Annotated in this window: 18 protein-coding genes and 1 pseudogene; 13 read left to right on the forward strand and 6 right to left on the reverse strand. The window is 56.9% G+C overall.

Annotation, left to right across the window (positions count from 1 at the left end; genetic code table 11):
- Window positions 1-11: 11 nt before the first annotated feature.
- Window positions 12-245 carry a 50S ribosomal protein L28 gene (gene rpmB / locus B347_RS0113790; RefSeq protein ID WP_019410280.1) on the reverse strand — a complete coding sequence of 78 codons (234 nt, stop codon included), beginning with the start codon at window positions 243-245 and terminating at the stop codon, window positions 12-14.
- Between the two features lie 535 nt (window positions 246-780).
- On the opposite strand from rpmB, the gene B347_RS0113795 reads away from it, so the two are divergent.
- Complete coding sequence (locus B347_RS0113795; RefSeq protein WP_019410281.1) at window positions 781-2367, forward strand: ABC transporter substrate-binding protein; 1587 nt, start codon at window positions 781-783, stop codon at window positions 2365-2367.
- A 3-nt stretch (window positions 2368-2370) separates the two neighbouring features.
- On the opposite strand, the gene radC is transcribed toward B347_RS0113795, so the two are convergent.
- On the reverse strand, window positions 2371-3045 hold the full coding sequence (gene radC / locus B347_RS0113800) for a RadC family protein (RefSeq protein WP_019410282.1): 675 nt from the start codon (window positions 3043-3045) through the stop codon (window positions 2371-2373).
- Between the two features lie 122 nt (window positions 3046-3167).
- On the opposite strand from radC, the gene coaBC reads away from it, so the two are divergent.
- The 4 genes and pseudogenes from coaBC (at window position 3168) to argB (ending at window position 7472) form a co-directional block, all read left to right on the forward strand.
- Window positions 3168-4376 carry a bifunctional phosphopantothenoylcysteine decarboxylase/phosphopantothenate--cysteine ligase CoaBC gene (gene coaBC, locus B347_RS0113805; protein ID WP_019410283.1) on the forward strand — a complete coding sequence of 403 codons (1209 nt, stop codon included), beginning with the start codon at window positions 3168-3170 and terminating at the stop codon, window positions 4374-4376.
- A 5-nt stretch (window positions 4377-4381) separates the two neighbouring features.
- On the forward strand, window positions 4382-4837 hold the full coding sequence (gene dut / locus B347_RS0113810) for a dUTP diphosphatase (RefSeq protein ID WP_019410284.1): 456 nt from the start codon (window positions 4382-4384) through the stop codon (window positions 4835-4837).
- A 324-nt stretch (window positions 4838-5161) separates the two neighbouring features.
- Window positions 5162-6538 (forward strand): annotated as a pseudogene (locus B347_RS0113815) (phosphomannomutase/phosphoglucomutase); the annotation flags it as partial.
- Between the two features lie 25 nt (window positions 6539-6563).
- Window positions 6564-7472, forward strand: coding sequence for an acetylglutamate kinase (gene argB, locus B347_RS0113820; RefSeq protein WP_019410286.1), 909 nt, complete (start codon window positions 6564-6566; stop codon window positions 7470-7472).
- A 72-nt stretch (window positions 7473-7544) separates the two neighbouring features.
- Here the strand turns inward: argB and pyrE are convergent, their stop codons facing one another.
- Window positions 7545-8186: an orotate phosphoribosyltransferase gene (gene pyrE / locus B347_RS0113825; RefSeq protein WP_019410287.1), complete on the reverse strand. Its 642-nt coding sequence runs from the start codon at window positions 8184-8186 to the stop codon at window positions 7545-7547.
- An 82-nt stretch (window positions 8187-8268) separates the two neighbouring features.
- Here pyrE and B347_RS0113830 point away from each other — a divergent pair, with 82 nt between their 5' ends.
- Window positions 8269-9048: an exodeoxyribonuclease III gene (locus B347_RS0113830; protein WP_019410288.1), complete on the forward strand. Its 780-nt coding sequence runs from the start codon at window positions 8269-8271 to the stop codon at window positions 9046-9048.
- A 63-nt stretch (window positions 9049-9111) separates the two neighbouring features.
- Here the strand turns inward: B347_RS0113830 and B347_RS0113835 are convergent, their stop codons facing one another.
- The gene (locus B347_RS0113835) at window positions 9112-10050 is read right to left on the reverse strand and encodes a GlxA family transcriptional regulator (RefSeq protein WP_019410289.1); all 939 of its coding nucleotides are present in this window, start codon (window positions 10048-10050) and stop codon (window positions 9112-9114) included.
- 109 nt (window positions 10051-10159) lie between these two features.
- On the opposite strand from B347_RS0113835, the gene B347_RS0113840 reads away from it, so the two are divergent.
- A complete protein-coding gene (locus tag B347_RS0113840; protein WP_019410290.1) occupies window positions 10160-10960 on the forward strand; it encodes an SDR family NAD(P)-dependent oxidoreductase in 801 nt (266 codons plus the stop codon).
- A 70-nt stretch (window positions 10961-11030) separates the two neighbouring features.
- Here the strand turns inward: B347_RS0113840 and B347_RS0113845 are convergent, their stop codons facing one another.
- Together B347_RS0113845 and rph are read right to left on the reverse strand one after the other, a co-directional pair.
- Window positions 11031-11399, reverse strand: a complete 369-nt coding sequence (locus tag B347_RS0113845) for a DUF4870 domain-containing protein (protein ID WP_019410291.1) — start codon at window positions 11397-11399, stop codon at window positions 11031-11033.
- Window positions 11400-11415: 16 nt separating this feature from the next.
- Window positions 11416-12138, reverse strand: a complete 723-nt coding sequence (gene rph, locus B347_RS0113850; protein WP_019410292.1) for a ribonuclease PH — start codon at window positions 12136-12138, stop codon at window positions 11416-11418.
- A 202-nt stretch (window positions 12139-12340) separates the two neighbouring features.
- On the opposite strand from rph, the gene B347_RS0113855 reads away from it, so the two are divergent.
- The 6 genes from B347_RS0113855 to B347_RS0113880 all read left to right on the forward strand — a co-directional run bounded on the left by B347_RS0113855 (window position 12341) and on the right by B347_RS0113880 (window position 17644).
- The gene (locus B347_RS0113855) at window positions 12341-13204 is read left to right on the forward strand and encodes a YicC/YloC family endoribonuclease (protein WP_026014188.1); all 864 of its coding nucleotides are present in this window, start codon (window positions 12341-12343) and stop codon (window positions 13202-13204) included.
- A 13-nt stretch (window positions 13205-13217) separates the two neighbouring features.
- Window positions 13218-13838: a guanylate kinase gene (gene gmk / locus B347_RS0113860; RefSeq protein ID WP_019410294.1), complete on the forward strand. Its 621-nt coding sequence runs from the start codon at window positions 13218-13220 to the stop codon at window positions 13836-13838.
- A gap of 168 nt (window positions 13839-14006) precedes the next feature.
- Window positions 14007-14270: a DNA-directed RNA polymerase subunit omega gene (gene rpoZ / locus B347_RS0113865; protein WP_016782707.1), complete on the forward strand. Its 264-nt coding sequence runs from the start codon at window positions 14007-14009 to the stop codon at window positions 14268-14270.
- A 60-nt stretch (window positions 14271-14330) separates the two neighbouring features.
- A complete protein-coding gene (gene spoT / locus B347_RS0113870; RefSeq protein WP_019410295.1) occupies window positions 14331-16436 on the forward strand; it encodes a bifunctional GTP diphosphokinase/guanosine-3',5'-bis pyrophosphate 3'-pyrophosphohydrolase in 2106 nt (701 codons plus the stop codon).
- A 24-nt stretch (window positions 16437-16460) separates the two neighbouring features.
- Window positions 16461-16841, forward strand: a complete 381-nt coding sequence (locus tag B347_RS0113875; protein ID WP_019410296.1) for a RidA family protein — start codon at window positions 16461-16463, stop codon at window positions 16839-16841.
- A gap of 59 nt (window positions 16842-16900) precedes the next feature.
- Entirely contained in the window at window positions 16901-17644 is a 744-nt protein-coding gene (locus B347_RS0113880) for a hypothetical protein (RefSeq protein WP_019410297.1), read from the forward strand.
- The last annotated feature ends 67 nt before the right edge of the window (window positions 17645-17711 follow it).

The raw sequence follows: 17711 nt of genomic DNA on the forward strand, positions 1-17711 counted from the left end.
GATTAGCTCCCTTAGATCTTGCCAGCGCGACGGATTTCGGCCAGCACGACAGTAATGCCACGCTTGTCGATAATACGCATGCCTTTGGCAGATACGCGCAGACGCACGAAACGTTTCTCTTCTTCAACCCAGAAGCGGTGATGCTGCAGGTTCGGCAGGAAACGACGACGGGTTTTGTTATTTGCGTGGGAAATGTTATTCCCAGTCACCGGACCCTTACCGGTAACTTGACAGACTCTCGACATGCCTCAGCCCTCTAAAACCACATGCCCAACCCGGCATGGGTTGGCCGCTTAATCTCTCAGTCATTTGGCGCTAGGCGCCGCGTTTCTTTAAGGGTCTTACCGGCTACACCTACAAACGAAGGAACCGGGCCCCTAGAAAAGAGCGCTGCTTTATACCAGAAAGACTAAAGCGCAACAACAAGCAGTGTGGTTTGCCTTGATTAATAAAGGCGGCATTCTAACGACAAACCGCGTGAAAGCCTATGCCCGAAGGGGTTCAACCGCTCGTCGCGAGATGAAAGGTTTCAGTGCGATTTAGATCGACCCACTTGTCCTTGTAGTCGCTGCCGCAGGCTGCGATAAACTCCAAAGGACCTCTAAAAGACCGCAGAGGCTTCAAAAAACGGGTTGCTACGCAACCCTTCGCAGCCTTCGGCAGCGACTATAGGGGATGGGGTGTTATTAAAAAGTGGTCATTTGGCCAGTAGATCACTAGGGTAGGACTTTTCCAGACTGCACTTGCAGATGGGCCAACGACTTGCAAAGGACACAGAATATGCGCCTCGCTGCTGCCCCCTTTTTGCTCACTTTGTGCCTAAGCCCGCTGGTTCAAGCGGCCACCTTGAGTGTGTGCACCGAGGCAAGCCCTGAAGGGTTCGATGTAGTGCAGTACAACTCGCTCACCACCACTAATGCCTCGGCTGATGTGCTGATGAATCGCTTGGTGGACTTTGACGCCCAAACCGCCAAGCTGGTGCCTAGCTTGGCGCAAAGCTGGTCAGTGTCACCTGACGGCCTTGTGTACGATTTCAAATTGCGCCCTGGGGTCAAGTTTCACAGTACCCCGTACTTCGCGCCCAGCCGTGAATTAAACGCCGATGACGTGCGTTTCAGCTTCGAGCGCATGCTTGACCCGGCCAACCCGTGGCACAAGGTTGCGCAAAGCGGCTTCCCACATGCGCAGTCTCTGCAACTGCCCGAACTGATCAAAAAAATCGAAACCCCCGACCCGCTGACAGTACGTTTCACCCTCAGCCACCCGGACTCAACGTTCCTGCCCGCGTTGAGCATGGGCTTTGCGTCAATCTATTCAGCTGAGTATGCCGACAAACTGCTCAAGGCCGGCACACCCGAGCTGATGAACAGCCAGCCGATCGGCACCGGCCCCTTTGTCTTCACACGCTTCCAGAAAGACGCCGTAGTGCGCTACAAGGCCAACCCGGACTACTTCGCGGGCAAGCCGAACGTTGACGGGCTGATTTTTGCCATCACCCCTGACGCCAACGTGCGCCTGCAAAAGCTGCGTCGCAACGAATGCCAGATCGCGCTTTCACCCAAGCCGCTGGACGTCGATGCGGCGCTCAAGGACTCGACGCTTAAGGTCGCTCAAACCCCAGCCTTTATGACCGCATTTGTAGCGATCAACTCTCAACACCCGCCGCTGGACAAGCCAGAGGTGCGTCAGGCGATCAATCTGGCCTTCGACAAAGACACTTACCTCAAGGCCGTGTTTGAAAACAGCGCACAGCCCGCCAACGGTATTTACCCAGCCAACACTTGGGGTTACGCCAAAGATTTGCCAGGCTATGCCCACGACCCGCAAAAAGCCCGCGAACTGCTGGCCAAGGCTGGCCTAAAAGACGGCTTTAAAACCACCATTTGGACGCGGCCCACGGGCAGCGTGCTGAACCCAAATCCAAGCTTGGGCGCACAATTGCTACAAGCTGACTTGGCGAAGATCGGGGTACAGGCCGAGATTAGGGTGATTGAGTGGGGCGAGTTGATTCGTCGCGCCAAAGCGGGCGAGCACGACCTGCTGTTTATGGGCTGGGCAGGGGATAACGGCGACCCGGACAACTTCCTCACCCCGCAGTTTTCGTGCGCGGCGGTTAAATCCGGGACCAACTTTGCGCGTTACTGCGACAAGACCCTCGACAGCCTGATAAGCCAAGGCAAGACCATCACCGATCAAAACAAACGCAGCGCGCTGTATCAAAAAGCTCAAGAGTTGATTCAGCAGCAGGCGTTGTGGCTACCTCTGGCTCATCCAACGGCCTACGCACTGACCGGTAAAGACGTACAGGGTTATCAGGTAAGCCCGTTTGGACGCCAGGATTTTTCGACGGTCAGCGTTAAGCCTTAAGCGTCACATCCAGCCGTATTCGACCATTGACAGTGGTTCGCCATCACCCACGATAAAGTGATCCAGCACCCGCACTTCTATCAAGTCCAGCGCCTCGATGAGGCGCTGGGTCAGGGTGCGGTCGGCCTGGCTGGGTTCAGTAATGCCTGAAGGATGGTTGTGACAAAAAATAACTGCGGCGGCGTTGTGCGCGAGGGCGCGCTTGACCACTTGCCGAGGGTAAACACTGGCGCTGTCGATAGAGCCCCGGAACAGCACTTCAAAGGCCAGCATTCGATGTTTGGAGTCCATAAAAAGGCAACCAAACACCTCGTGCGGCTCGTGGCGCAGCAGCGATTTCAGATAGTCGCGAACCGCTTGCGGGCTCTCTAGCGCGGAGTCTCGACGCAAACGCTCGGCCAAGTGACGGCGCCCCATTTCTAGCACCGCTTGCAGTTGACTGAACTTGGCAGGGCCCAGTCCGAGTTGGCCGCAAAACGCATTCAAATCGGCTTCCAACAAGGCCCTAAGGCTCCCGAACTCAGCCAGTAAATGCCGCGCCAAATCGACGGCACTCTTGCCTGAAACGCCCGTGCGCAGGAAGATCGCCAACAGCTCGGCATCTGAAAGACTGGCCGATCCCTGCTCTAAAAGTTTCTCGCGCGGTCGCTCGGCCGCGGGCCAATCTCTGATACTCATAACACCTCCGTGTGTGGGTGCGCCGCTGTTCCGTAGCAAGCGCTGTGTTATCTTAGCCCATCATTTTTGCGTGGCATTTGGCCATTTTCCGCGCAGTCATCATCGAACTAGAAGGCAGGCCTATGCAGCGGCTGTATCGAAAACGCATTGTTTTGGGCGTCGGCGGCGGCATTGCTGCTTATAAGAGTGCAGAGCTGGTTCGCCGTCTGCTGGACCAAGGCGCTGAAGTACGCGTTGTCATGACTCGGGGCGGCAGTGAGTTCATCACCCCTCTGACCATGCAAGCGTTGTCGGGGCACCCCGTTCATCTGGATTTGCTCGACCCGGCAGCCGAAGCGGCCATGGGCCACATTGAGCTGGCCAAGTGGGCCGACCTGGTGCTGATTGCACCTGCGACCGCTGACTTGATCGCCCGCCTAGCCCAAGGCCTGGCTAATGATTTGCTGACCACGCTGGTGTTGGCCACGGACGCGACGGTCGCCATTGCGCCCGCCATGAACCAGGCCATGTGGCGGGACCCGGCCACTCAAGCCAACACACAATTACTCGAAAGCCGTGGCCTCAAGGTCTTTGGCCCGGCCTCCGGCAGCCAGGCCTGTGGCGACGTGGGCTTGGGTCGCATGCTCGAAGCCAATGATTTGGTGCAGTGTGCTGCCGAGTGTTTCCAGCGTCAGGTATTGACCGGCAAACACGTGCTAATCACCGCGGGGCCGACCCAAGAAAACATCGACCCGGTGCGCTACATCACCAACCACAGTTCCGGGAAAATGGGCTTTGCTCTGGCCGAAGCGGCGGTTGAAGCGGGCGCCCGTGTGACCTTGATTACCGGCCCCGTGCATTTGCCGACGCCAGACCGTGTAAGCCGTATCGACGTGGTCAGCGCCCGCGACATGCTCGCCGCGTGTGAAGCGGCGATTCCGTGTGACATCTTTATTGCTTCGGCAGCGGTTGCGGATTACCGCCCGGAAGTCGTTGCGCCACAAAAGCTCAAGAAAGACCCGACCAAGGGAGACGGCTTGTTGCTACAAATGGTCCGTAACCCAGACATTCTGGCCACCATTGCTACGCGCCCAGACCGTCCTTTTAGTGTCGGCTTTGCCGCAGAGACCGAGCACTTGCTCGATTACGCGGCGCGCAAACTCAAAGATAAAAACCTCGACCTGATTGTGGCCAACGATGTGGCTAACCCCAGCATCGGTTTCAACAGCGAAGAGAATGCGTGCAGCGTGATTGACCGCGACCTGCACGCCACCGTATTTGCCCAGACCAGCAAGGGCAAGATTGCCCGCCAGTTGATCACTTTTATCGCCGAACGTCTGAACCAGGTTTAACTCGTATGCACGCTTTGCAAGCCAAAATCCTTGATCCACGCATTGGCAGCGAATTCCCGCTGCCGCAATACGCCACACCCGGCTCCGCGGGCCTTGACCTGCGCGCCATGCTGAAAGAAGACACCGTTCTTGAGCCAGGCCAAACCGTGCTGATCCCGACCGGTCTGTCGGTGTACATCGGCGATCCGGGCCTTGCCGCACTGATCCTGCCGCGTTCGGGCCTGGGCCATAAGCACGGGATCGTGCTGGGCAATCTGGTCGGCCTGATCGACTCCGATTACCAGGGCGAGTTGATGGTGTCGTGCTGGAACCGTGGCCAAACCGCATTCAACATCACCATCGGCGAGCGCATTGCTCAGTTGGTGCTGGTACCCGTGGTGCAAGCGCACTTTGAGCTGGTTGAAACGTTCGACGAAAGCCAGCGTGGCGCTGGTGGTTTCGGTCACTCCGGCAGTCTCTGATTGGCAGCATCAGGTCAGGCGCCCTGCCTGACCTAAACCGTTAGCGTGGTAATTCAGGATGAAGCTCGCGCAAATGTTTCTACCCCTTTCTTCGTCTAAACCGATAGCGGCCTTACGCCGTATGTTCGCTGATGCCAGTTGGCCTCACGAACTCGCACGTCTAAATACCGTCCAAACGCTCAATTTGTACTCGACCGCAGCCCCTCGATCGGTGATTGTTTGCCCTAGGCCAACGTCAATTTTCGTGTGCGTGACCGCGTCAGCCCGTCCCCTAAAATCCTTGAGAGTGGAGTCCCCCCTGTAATGAGCAGCCCAGCTTCGGTCGCACCCAAATTCCCTGACACCATTTTTCGCGCCTATGACATTCGCGGCGTTGTGCCGGAAACCTTGACCGCTGAAACCGCTTACTGGATTGGCCGCGCCATTGGCTCCGAAAGCCTGGCCAAGGGCGAGCCCCATGTATCGGTGGGCCGCGACGGCCGTTTGTCAGGCCCGGCGCTGGTTGAGCGCTTGATCCAAGGCGTTGCCGACAGCGGTTGTCAGGTCAGCGATGTGGGCTTGGTGCCAACCCCTGCGCTGTATTACGCAGCCAACGTGTTGGCGGGCAAGTCGGGCGTGATGCTCACCGGTAGCCATAACCCGTCGAACTACAACGGTTTCAAAATCGTGATCGCCGGTGACACCCTGGCCAACGAGCAGATTCAGGCGCTGCACACGCGCCTCAAAACCAATGACCTGACGTGGGGCGAAGGCAGCATCGAGCGCGTTGATATTTTGTCGCGCTACGCCGATGAAATTATCAAAGACATCACCCTGGCCAAGAAGCTCAAGGTAGTGGTCGACTGCGGTAACGGCGCTGCCGGTGTGATTGCACCGCAACTGCTTGAAGCACTGGGTTGTGAGGTGATTCCGTTGTTCTGCGAGGTGGATGGCAACTTCCCGAACCACCACCCGGATCCGGGCAAACCTGAAAACCTGGTAGACCTGATCGCCAAGGTCAAAGAAACCAACGCCGACCTGGGCCTGGCTTTCGACGGCGACGGCGACCGCGTAGGCGTGGTAACCAACACCGGCACCATGGTATTCCCGGACCGCTTGCTGATGCTGTTCGCCCAGGACGTACTGGTGCGCAACCCGGCCGCCGAGATCATCTTCGATGTGAAGTGCACCCGCCGCCTGACCCCACTGATCAAGGAATACGGTGGCCGCCCATTGATGTGGAAGACCGGTCATTCGTTAATCAAGAAGAAAATGAAAGAAACCGGTGCCTTGCTGGCCGGTGAAATGAGCGGGCATATCTTTTTCAAAGAGCGCTGGTTCGGTTTTGATGACGGCATTTACAGCGCTGCACGCCTGCTGGAAATCCTCAGCAAGCAGCAGCAAACTGCTGAAGAGCTGTTTGAGACCTTCCCGAACGATATTTCTACGCCAGAGATCAATATCGATGTGACGGATGAGAGCAAATTCAGCATCATTGACGCTCTGCACGACGCCCAATGGGGTGAGACCGCCGAGCTGACGTCGATTGACGGCGTGCGCGTCGACTATCCACATGGCTGGGGCCTAGTTCGCGCATCCAACACCACACCGGTGCTGGTGCTGCGATTCGAGGCTGACACCGAGGCCGAACTGCAACGCATCAAGGATGTCTTCCACGCTCAACTCAAGCGTGTGGCACCTGATCTCCAACTACCGTTTTGATCGACTTGTTTTACCGGAGCCCTGAATGACCCTCGAACGTGATGCCGCCTCTAACGTCGCCAAGGTTTTGTCCGAAGCGCTGCCCTACATTCGCCGCTATGTCGGCAAGACGCTGGTCATCAAGTACGGCGGCAACGCGATGGAAAATGATGACCTGAAAACCGGTTTTGCGCGCGACATCGTGTTGATGAAGGCGGTGGGTATCCACCCGGTCGTGGTACACGGTGGCGGCCCGCAAATCGGCGATCTACTCAAGCGTTTGTCCATCGAGAGTCATTTTATCGACGGCATGCGTGTGACCGACTCGCAAACCATGGACGTGGTTGAGATGGTGCTCGGCGGCCATGTGAACAAAGAAATCGTCAACCTGATCAACCGCCACGGCGGCAGCGCTATCGGCCTGACCGGTAAAGATGCCGCGCTGATCCGGGCCAAGAAAATGGTTGTCACACGCCAGACGCCTGAAATGACCACACCGGAAATCATCGACTTCGGTCATGTGGGCGAAGTCACCGGCATCAACACTGATCTGTTGAACATGTTGACCAAAGGCGACTTCATCCCGGTCATCGCGCCGATTGGTGTAGGCCCGAATGGTGAGTCGTACAACATCAACGCTGATTTTGTGGCGGGTAAAGTGGCTGAAGCGCTGAAAGCCGAAAAGCTGATGCTGCTGACCAACATTGCCGGGTTGATGGACAAACAGGGCAAGGTGCTGACCGGTCTGACCACGGCACAGGTCGACGCGCTGATTGAAGACGGCACTATTTACGGCGGCATGCTGCCGAAAATTCGTTGCGCACTCGAGGCCGTGCAAGGTGGCGTGACCACTGCGCATATTGTCGACGGACGTGTGCCGAACGCTGTGCTGCTCGAAATCTTCACGGACACCGGTGTCGGCACGCTGATTACCAACAGCAAACCGGCTGCTTAAGCCGACTCCAAAAAAAGATCCCGCCCGGAGCTTCCGGGCGGGATCTTTTTTTTAGGCCTTCTTTACGGGGTGTTAAATCCCGTATTGCGCCCGATAGGCTTCAACGGCAGGCAGGTACTGCTTTAGCGTGTCGTCTTCGGCCAAGAATTGCAGTACTTGGTTCAAGGACACGATGCTGACCACCGGAATACCGAAATCGCGCTCCACTTCTTGAATAGCCGACAGCTCGCCATTGCCGCGCTCTTGGCGGTTCAAGGCAATCAGCACGCCTGCAGCTTTTGCGCTCTGGGCCTGAATGATCTGCATGACTTCACGGATGGCCGTGCCAGCAGTGATCACGTCGTCGATGATCAAAATCTCACCTTCGAGTGGCGAACCCACCAGGCTGCCACCTTCGCCGTGAGCCTTGGCTTCTTTGCGGTTAAAGCACCACGGCACATCGCGCTCATGGTGTTCAGCCAGCGCAACAGCTGTGGTCGCGGCCAAAGGAATACCTTTGTAAGCAGGGCCAAACAGCACGTCGAAAGGAATGCCGCTGTCGACGATGGCGGCAGCGTAGAAACGCCCCAACTGAGCCAGCGCAGAGCCTGTGTTGAACAGACCGGCATTGAAGAAGTAAGGACTTGTACGCCCGGACTTCAGGGTGAACTCACCGAAGCGCAAAACGCCGCGATCGATGGCAAAACGGATGAAGTCGCGCTGATACGCTTGCATGAAAAAGGCCCCAGATACCACGGATTTAGCTAAATAGTAAGACGGCGTGTATCATACACGCACGTGATTTTTGGGGCCATTTATGCGGATCATCAGTGTGAACGTCAATGGTATTCAGACGGCAGTCGAGCGCGGTTTGCTCAGTTGGCTGCAAGCTCAGAATGCCGACGTTATCTGCCTGCAGGACACCCGCGCCTCCGCCTTTGAACTGGACGATCCAGCCTACCAGCTGGATGGCTACTTTCTTTATGCCTGCGAAGCTGAAGTCCCTGCCCAAGGCGGCGTGGCTTTGTACTCGCGGTTGCAACCGAAAGCAGTCATCACTGGGCTGGGCTTCGAGACGGCCGATCGCTACGGGCGCTACCTGCAAGCCGATTTCGATAAGGTAAGCATCGCGACCTTACTGCTCCCTTCGGGGCAGAATGGCGATGAAGACTTGAACCAGAAGTTCAAGCTAATGGACGATTTTGCACGCTACCTGGATAAGCAGCGTCGCAAGCGTCGCGAGTACATTTACTGCGGCTCTTTGTATGTGGCGCAGCAAAAACTCGACATTAAAAACTGGCGTGACAGCCAGCAATCTCCTGGTTTCCTGGCGCCTGAGCGGGCCTGGATGGATGAGATCGTCGGCAGCATGGGCTATGTCGATGCCCTGCGTGAAGTTAGTCGTGAGGGCGATCAGTACAGCTGGTGGCCGGACAACGAACAGGCCGAGATGCTGAATCTGGGCTGGCGTTTCGACTACCAATTGTTGACCCCGGGCTTGCGCCGCTTTGTACGCAGCGCTCGCTTGCCGCGTCAGCCACGTTTCTCGCAACATGCGCCGTTGATCGTGGACTACGACTGGACACTGACTATCTAAGTGTTTTTTCGTAGTTATAAAAAATGCCCGTATCCCACGATACGGGCATTTTTTTTGCGGCGGCTAAGCCTGCAAATGCAGTGCCCGGCGCAGCATTTGGGGTGGCTGGCCAAAGGCGCGTATGAAGGCTCGACGCATGCGCTCCGGGTCGCCGAAGCCGCTCTCGCGCGCCACGCTGTCGATGCTGTGGGCACCCGATTCAAGCATCATGCGAGCCACCTCAAGGCGCAGGTTTTCGATGGCTTTGGCCGGGGACTGGCCCGTCTCGGTGCGAAATAAACGACTGAATTGGCGAGGGCTCAAATGGGCGACCTCGGCCAATTGCTCGACTGACAACTCTTCGCGCAAGTGCTCCTTGGCGTAGGCCAGCGCTGTTTGCACGCGGTCAGACTTTGGCGCAAGTTCCAATAAGGCGGAGAACTGCGATTGCCCACCCGCACGGCGATGGTAGACCACCAGTTTTCTGGCTACAGCGCGCGCCACTTCCACGCCCAAATCCTGCTCAACTAAGGCCAATGCCAAATCAATACTGGCCGTCATGCCCGCGCTGGTCCACAGCTTGCCGTCTACCGTGAAGATGCAGTCTTCTTCCAACTTAACCCTGGGAAAAGCCTCGCGAAAGGTGCGGGCGTGAAACCAATGCGTGGTTGCTTTGCGGCCATCCAGCAAACCTGCGGCAGCCAGCAGAAATGACCCGGTACAGGCTGAGGCCAGGCGGCGCGACGTGGTCAGGGCGCTCTGCAAAAAAGGGATCAACCCCGGCGTGGGCTTTATCAATTCGTTATCGCCCAGCACCAGCACCGTGTCGTAGCTGCGCTGCCCAAATGCTTGCGTCTCGACGCTAAACCCCATGGAGCTTGGTACCAAGCCGCCATGCTCAGAGATCAAATCCACTCGATAGAACGATTGCCCGCTAAACAGGTTGGCAAACTCAAAGACAGTGCTGTTGGACAGGCAAAGCATCTGAAAGCCAGGCGAGAGGAGAATACCGATGGTGACCATGAGCATGTCCTGAAAGGTGGGATATATGGCGTTGAAGCCAGCACCATAGGCTCATAACCTGAATCCTAACAAGGCCGACTCCTTACACGGCCATTTTGGAGCAAGCGTTATGAGTGAACACAAAGGCTATGCGCTGATTACGGGCGCTTCCTCGGGGATTGGTGCGGTGTATGCCGATCGTTTGGCGCAGCAAGGCTATGACCTGATTCTAGTAGCCCGTAACGAGCAGCGTCTGGAAGGTTTGGCAGCCCGGTTGATCTCGCAAACCCGGCGCGATGTTCAGGTGGTGGTCGCTGACCTTAACCAGCCGCATGATTTGGCGCGTGTCGCCGCCCTTTTGCAAGACGACAAGCGCATCAGCCTGTTGGTTAACAACGCGGGTGTGGGGGCGGGGGCCACGTTGCTGGAGTCTTCTGCTGAAGCAATGGACGCGATGATTTTGCTCAACGTGCTGGCGCTGACGCGTCTGGCAAAAGCCGCCGCCGGCAACTTCGTTGAACAGGGGCGCGGCACGATCATCAATATCGCCTCAGTCGTTGCCGTGGCGCCAACCTTATTGAATGGCGTATACGGCGGCACCAAAGCGTACGTGCTGGCCTTCAGTGAATCGCTGCAGCATGAACTCAGTGATAAAGGGGTAAACGTACAAGTCGTTCTGCCGGGTGCGACGGCAACCGGTTTTTTTGAGGTGGCCGGCTTATCGGTGAATGCCTTACCGAAGACGATGGTCATGACCACAGAAAATCTAGTCGATGCCGCGTTGGCAGGCTTGGCCCAAGGTGAGCCTGTGACCGTGCCGTCTTTGCCGGACAGCGCGGATTGGGCGGCCTTTGATGCGGCGCGCAAAGCGCTGGTCCCCAACCTTTCTCGCCGTGAACCCGCAGCCCGCTACGGCGTGACAGCCGCCTGACCAACCCTGTGGAGCTAGCTTGCCTCACGATCTTTTGATCGTTTAAAAAATCGCGAGGCCAGTCTGTGGCTTACTTGATTGGCCGCCAAGTGAAGGGGTAGCGGTAGGCCACCCCGTCATTGGCTTTGACCCCGGCAATCACCACCAGCACCACGGCGCCGATAAAGAGCAGGCCGAGCAAGACGAAGCCAATCAGTACAAACATCAGCACGTAGCAAATGGCCGAAGCAATCGCCACGGTGATCTGAAAGTTAAGCGACTCCTTGCCCTGTTCGTCGATAAAGGGATCGCTCTCGCGCTTAAGCTGCCAAATGATCAGCGGCCCAATCAGGTTACCAAACGGAAACCACATCCCCAGAAACGCCGCAAAGTGACAGAACATCGCCCATTGACGAGCTTCACGGCTCGGCTTGGGGGTTGAAAGGTCTGACTCAGTCATGGCGTTCTCCCGTCGATCAGTCAACCAAAGCGGCCTGTTGCAGTGCGAAGATTTCGGTCATGCCTTTTTGTGCCAGCGCCAGCATGGCGTTCAGTTCTTCCGGCTGGAACGGCGCGCCTTCGGCGGTGCCCTGAACTTCGATGAAACCACCGCTGCTGGTCATGACAACGTTCAAGTCGGTTTCGGCTGCCGAATCTTCAGGATAGTCCAGGTCAAGCACTGGCACGCCTTGATACATACCCACCGATACAGCGGCGATCATTTGCTTGATCGGGTCGCCGCCTTTGAGGCCGCCACGCTTTTTGATCACTTTTAGCGCATCAACCAGTGCAACCATTGAGCCGGTGATCGACGCGGTACGCGTACCGCCGTCAGCCTGGATCACGTCGCAGTCAACGTACAAAGTGATGTCGCCCAGCTTGGACATGTCCAGTGCGGCGCGCAGCGAGCGGCCGATCAAACGCTGAATTTCGAGGGTGCGGCCGCCTTGCTTGCCACGGCTGGCTTCACGCTGGTTGCGCTCGCCGGTAGCGCGCGGCAGCATGCCGTATTCGGCTGTCAGCCAGCCTTGGCCTTGACCTTTAAGGAAACGTGGAACGCCGTTCTCGACGCTGACGGTGCAGATGACTTTAGTGTCACCAAACTCGACCAGTACAGAACCCTCTGCGTGTTTGGTGTAGTTGCGGGTGATGCGGATCGGGCGCAGCTGATCGGCAACGCGACCACTTGGACGTTTCATGTGGGATACCTGTACGGGACGGAAAACTGCCGAGCATTATAAAGGCCACAGCCGATCAGGGCACATTTAAAACGCAATCCCCGGTCCCCTACTCTTAAGTACCTTTGCGACAGACGCCATTTGGGCGCGCCGGTCGCACTGCGTTACAATCCGCCGCCTTAATAGCCGATCGGCTTAATTCATCAGATCGCGAGGTACCTCCATGGTGCACAGCATGACCGCCTTTGCCCGCGTCGAGAGCGCCGGCGCTCAGGGCACCCTGAGCTGGGAGCTGCGCTCGGTCAACAGCCGTTACCTGGAGCCGCACCTGCGTTTGCCCGAATCGTTCAGGGACCTCGAAGGTGCAGTGCGTGAAGCGCTGCGCCAGGGTATTTCCCGGGGCAAGCTTGAGTGCACCTTGCGCTTTACCGAAGAAACCACCGGCAAACCGCTGCAGGTTGACCGCGAACGCGCCGCGCAATTGGTCGCCGCTGCCGAAACCATCGCCAGCCTTATAAAGCAGCCAGCGGCCCTCAACCCGCTTGAAGTACTGGCCTGGCCCGGGGTTCTGGTGGCCGACGCTAGCGACCCACAAGCCTTGAACAATCAAGCACTGGCACTGTTCAAACAAGGTCTGCAAGAGCTCAAGAATGGCCGCGAGCGCGAAGGCGCAGAGCTGGCCCGCTTGATCAGCGAACGTTTGACCGCCATTGAAGGCGACGTCGAGACCTTACGCGTGCTAGTCCCGCAAATGCTCGCTACCCAGCGGCAAAAGGTGCTGGATCGCTTTGCTGATATGAAAGCCGAGCTCGATCCGCAGCGCCTTGAGCAAGAAATGGTCATGCTCGCGCAAAAAAGCGACGTGGCTGAAGAGCTTGACCGCCTCAGCACGCACATTCTTGAAGTGCGCCGCGTGCTCAAGTCTGGCGGTGCCGCCGGTCGGCGTCTCGATTTCCTGATGCAAGAACTTAACCGAGAGGCCAACACCCTCGGCTCCAAGGCATTCGACCCGCGCAGCACCCAGGCGGCGGTCAACCTCAAAGTGTTGATCGAGCAGATGCGCGAACAAGTACAGAATATTGAGTAAGGTTCACCCCAATATGACCCACAGCACTGGCACCCTTTACATTATTTCCGCCCCTTCAGGTGCGGGAAAAAGCAGCTTGGTCAAGGCCCTGATCGATATTGAGCCGCAGATCCGCGTCTCGGTGTCGCACACCACCCGGGCCATGCGTCCCGGTGAAATGAACGGCGTGCACTATCACTTCGTGGAGCGCGAAGAGTTCGTGAAAATGATCGAACACGGTGATTTTCTTGAGCGTGCTGAAGTGTTTGGCAATCTATATGGCACGTCGCAAAGCTACTTGCAGCAGACGCTGGATGAAGGTCACGACCTGATTCTGGAAATCGACTGGCAAGGTGCCGAGCAGGTACGCAAACTGATGCCTCAAGCGCGCTCAATCTTCATTTTGCCGCCGAGCCAACAAGCTTTGCGTGATCGTCTGGATAATCGTGGGCAGGACAGTGCCGAGATTATTGACGGCCGTATGCGCGAAGCCGTGAGTGAAATGAGCCACTACGTCGACTACGACTACCTGATCATCAACGACGATTTTGCGTTGGCACTGGATGATTTGAAGGCCATTTTCCATGCAAGCCGCCTTCAGCAAAAACGCCAACAGCAGCGTTTTGGTAAATTACTGGCCGAACTGCTCGGCTAAAACAGCACTTCCCAAACCCCCTGCAAGCGCTTTACATTGGCGCTTACAAGGCTTTGGGTAGTGCACACGAAAAATCAGCGCTTCCCTAATGGCTGGTGATTTTTTAAACTGTTGAGTCCGCTCGCCCATCCGGGCAGCGCGCATATTGCATTTGCTACGAGGAAGACCATGGCCCGCGTAACCGTTGAAGACTGTCTAGAACACGTGGATAACCGCTTTGAGCTGGTCATGCTGTCTACCAAGCGTGCCCGTCAACTGGCCACCGGCGGTAAAGAGCCTCTGGTTCAGTGGGAAAACGACAAGCCTACCGTTGTTGCCCTACGTGAAATCGCGGAAGGCCTGATGAGCTACGAGTTTATCGCCAACGCTGAAATCGTCGAAGACGAACCGCTGTTCGCAGCGTTCGAGGACGAGTCCAACGAGGCGAACTAAGCCTATGCCCGGTCGACGTAGTACGGCGAAGGGTTCACAGTTTTGGCAGGAGGCTCCCTCATGCCGAGCATAGACGCCCTCGCCAATCGCTTGTCGGCCTACCTCAGTGCGGACCAGGTCAATCTGGTCCGACGAGCGTATTTCTACGCAGAACAAGCCCACGACGGCCAACGCCGACGCAGCGGCGAGCCTTATGTCACGCATCCGCTGGCAGTGGCAAACATCCTTGCCGACATGCATATGGACCATCAGAGCCTGATGGCGGCCATGCTGCATGACGTGATCGAAGACACCGGTATAGCCAAAGAAGCGCTTGTGGCGCAGTTCGGTGAAACCGTGGCCGAACTGGTCGATGGCGTCAGCAAGCTGACCCAGATGAACTTCGAAACCAAAGCCGAAGCCCAAGCTGAAAACTTCCAGAAAATGGCCATGGCCATGGCGCGAGACATTCGTGTGATTCTGGTGAAGCTGGCTGACCGCTTACACAACATGCGCACCCTCGAAGTGCTGTCCGGCGAAAAGCGCCGGCGGATTGCCAAAGAAACCCTGGAAATCTACGCGCCCATTGCCAATCGGCTGGGCATGCACAGCATTCGTATCGAATTCGAAGACCTCGGCTTCAAGGCGATGTACCCGATGCGCTCCGCGCGCATTTACCAGGCGGTGAAACGCGCCCGGGGCAATCGCAAAGAAATCGTCAACAAAATTGAAGAATCGCTCAGCCACTGCCTGGCCATTGATGGCATTCAGGGTGAAGTGAGTGGTCGGCAAAAGCACATCTACGGCATCTACAAAAAGATGCGCGGCAAGCGTCGGGCCTTCAACGAGATCATGGACGTGTATGCGTTCAGGATCATCGTCGACAAGGTCGATACCTGCTACCGCGTATTGGGCGCTGTACATAATTTGTACAAACCCCTGCCGGGGCGCTTCAAAGACTACATCGCCATCCCCAAAGCCAACGGCTACCAGTCACTGCATACCACGCTGTTTGGCATGCACGGCGTACCGATCGAAATTCAGATCCGTACCCGTGAAATGGAAGAAATGGCCAACAACGGCATCGCTGCGCACTGGTTGTACAAGTCCAGTGGCGACGAGCAGCACACGGGCACTCACGCTCGGGCGCGGCAATGGGTCAAAGGCGTGCTGGAAATGCAGCAGCGCGCAGGTAACTCCCTTGAGTTTATCGAAAGCGTAAAAATCGACCTGTTCCCGGACGAAGTCTACGTCTTCACGCCTAAAGGCCGCATCATGGAGCTGCCTAAAGGCTCCACAGCGGTCGATTTTGCTTACGCGGTACACACCGACGTCGGCAACAGTTGCATTGCGTGCCGCATCAATCGCCGTCTCGCTCCGCTGTCCGAGCCCCTGCAAAGTGGCTCCACGGTCGAGATCGTCAGTGCCCCCGGCGCGCGCCCGAACCCGGCCTGGCTCAACTTCGTGGTCACCGGCAAGGCCCGTACACACATTCGACATGCCCTAAAGCTGCAACGCCGCTCCGAGTCGATCAACCTCGGCGAGCGCTTGCTGAACAAGGTGCTCAACGGCTTCAACAGCGCGCTGGACAAGATCCCAGCCGAGCGAGTTCAGGCCATGCTCCAGGAATACCGCCTGGAGCAGATCGAAGACCTGCTCGAAGACATTGGCTTGGGCAACCGCATGGCCTACGTCGTCGCCAGACGCTTACTGGGTGAGGGCGAGCAACTGCCGAGCCCTGAAGGCCCACTGGCGATTCGCGGAACAGAAGGTTTGGTGCTCAGTTACGCCAAATGCTGTACGCCGATCCCGGGCGACCCGATTGTCGGCCACTTGTCTGCGGGCAAAGGAATGGTTGTGCACTTAGACAACTGCCGCAACATCAGTGAAATCCGCCATAACCCCGAAAAATGCGTCCAGTTGTCATGGGCCAAGGACGTTACAGGCGAATTCAACGTTGAATTGCGCGTCGAGCTGGAACACCAGCGCGGCCTGATCGCACTGCTGGCCAGCAGCGTCAACGCCGCCGACGGCAACATCGAAAAAATCAGCATGGACGAACGCGATGGTCGAATCAGCGTGGTCCAACTGGTGGTCAGCGTGCACGACCGTGTGCACCTGGCTCGTGTGATCAAAAAACTGCGCGCTCTTACCGGGGTCATCCGCATCACTCGAATGCGCGCGTAGCCACCTAATTACAAGGAGTCACCCATGTCCAAGACTGTTATCACCAGCGATAAAGCACCTGCTGCAATCGGCACTTACTCTCAGGCGATCAAAGCTGGCAATACCGTCTACATGTCCGGTCAAATCCCGCTGGACCCAAAAACCATGGAACTGGTTGAAGGTTTTGAAGCCCAGACCGTTCAGGTATTCGAAAACCTGAAATCGGTGGCTGAAGCCGCAGGTGGCTCGTTCAAAGACATCGTCAAACTGAACATTTTCCTGACCGACCTCAGCCACTTTGCCAAGGTCAACGAGATCATGGGCAAGTACTTCGAACAACCGTACCCAGCCCGCGCAGCCATCGGCGTTGCGGCCCTGCCAAAGGGTTCGCAGGTAGAGATGGATGCCATTCTCGTACTCGAGTAATGCTCTCCCGGCGCAGCGGCTTACTGCTGCGCCACCCCCCGCTTTAAAAGGATTCCACTATGCGCAAAGCGCTAGCTTTGTCACTGCTCGCCGTTTTTTTGGGTGGCTGTGCCAGCGAACCCGCTCCCCGCGATATCAGTGGCGTTTGGATTAACCAGGCTGCAATCGATGAAGCTGCCAACGGCGGCAACCTACGCGAGGCCTTGCTGGCCAACGGGCCGAACCTTGAATGGAAAATCGACACCAAAAACGCCAAAGCCAGCTACACCAATGGCTTTGAATGGGTCGAAGGCAAGCTCCTACCTGAGAACAATCGGGTATGGCAGGTCGACGTTTATGGCAGCTCGGCCACTCATCTGAGCCTGAATGGCGACCAGTTGATACAAGCCGCCGCCGACTCTGACCCACAGCAAACCTTTACTCGCTCGCCTGTACACTTGGCCAGCGATGCGCCTTTGGGCACAAATTTCGAACACGCGCTCAAATCGGCCTATCTGGGCGGTCAGTGGCGCGTAGTCAGCGGTACCGGGCAAGGCAACACAGTCACCTTTTTGCCCGATGGCAAAATCACCGGCCTGCCGAATCACAACGCCTACGCTTTATGCATGGCGGGTGATTGCGCATCGATGAGCGGTGAATACGACAGCCTGTGGTTGCAACAGGACGAAGTCGGCGCTGCACACCTCTTTGTTCGTAATGGCTCACAGCTTGAAATTTTCCAAGCGCTGGACTCTGCCAAACCTGACGAAATGCCCCAGTTTTATCCGGGCAAGCTGGAATGGCTGTTAGAAAAGCAGCTCTAACAACTGAATTTGCCCTGTCTCGCGATCTTTTGATCTTTTGATCTTTTAAAAGATCGCGAGACAAGCT

The organism is Pseudomonas psychrophila HA-4 (assembly GCF_000282975.1).
Lineage (GTDB): Bacteria > Pseudomonadota > Gammaproteobacteria > Pseudomonadales > Pseudomonadaceae > Aquipseudomonas > Aquipseudomonas psychrophila_A.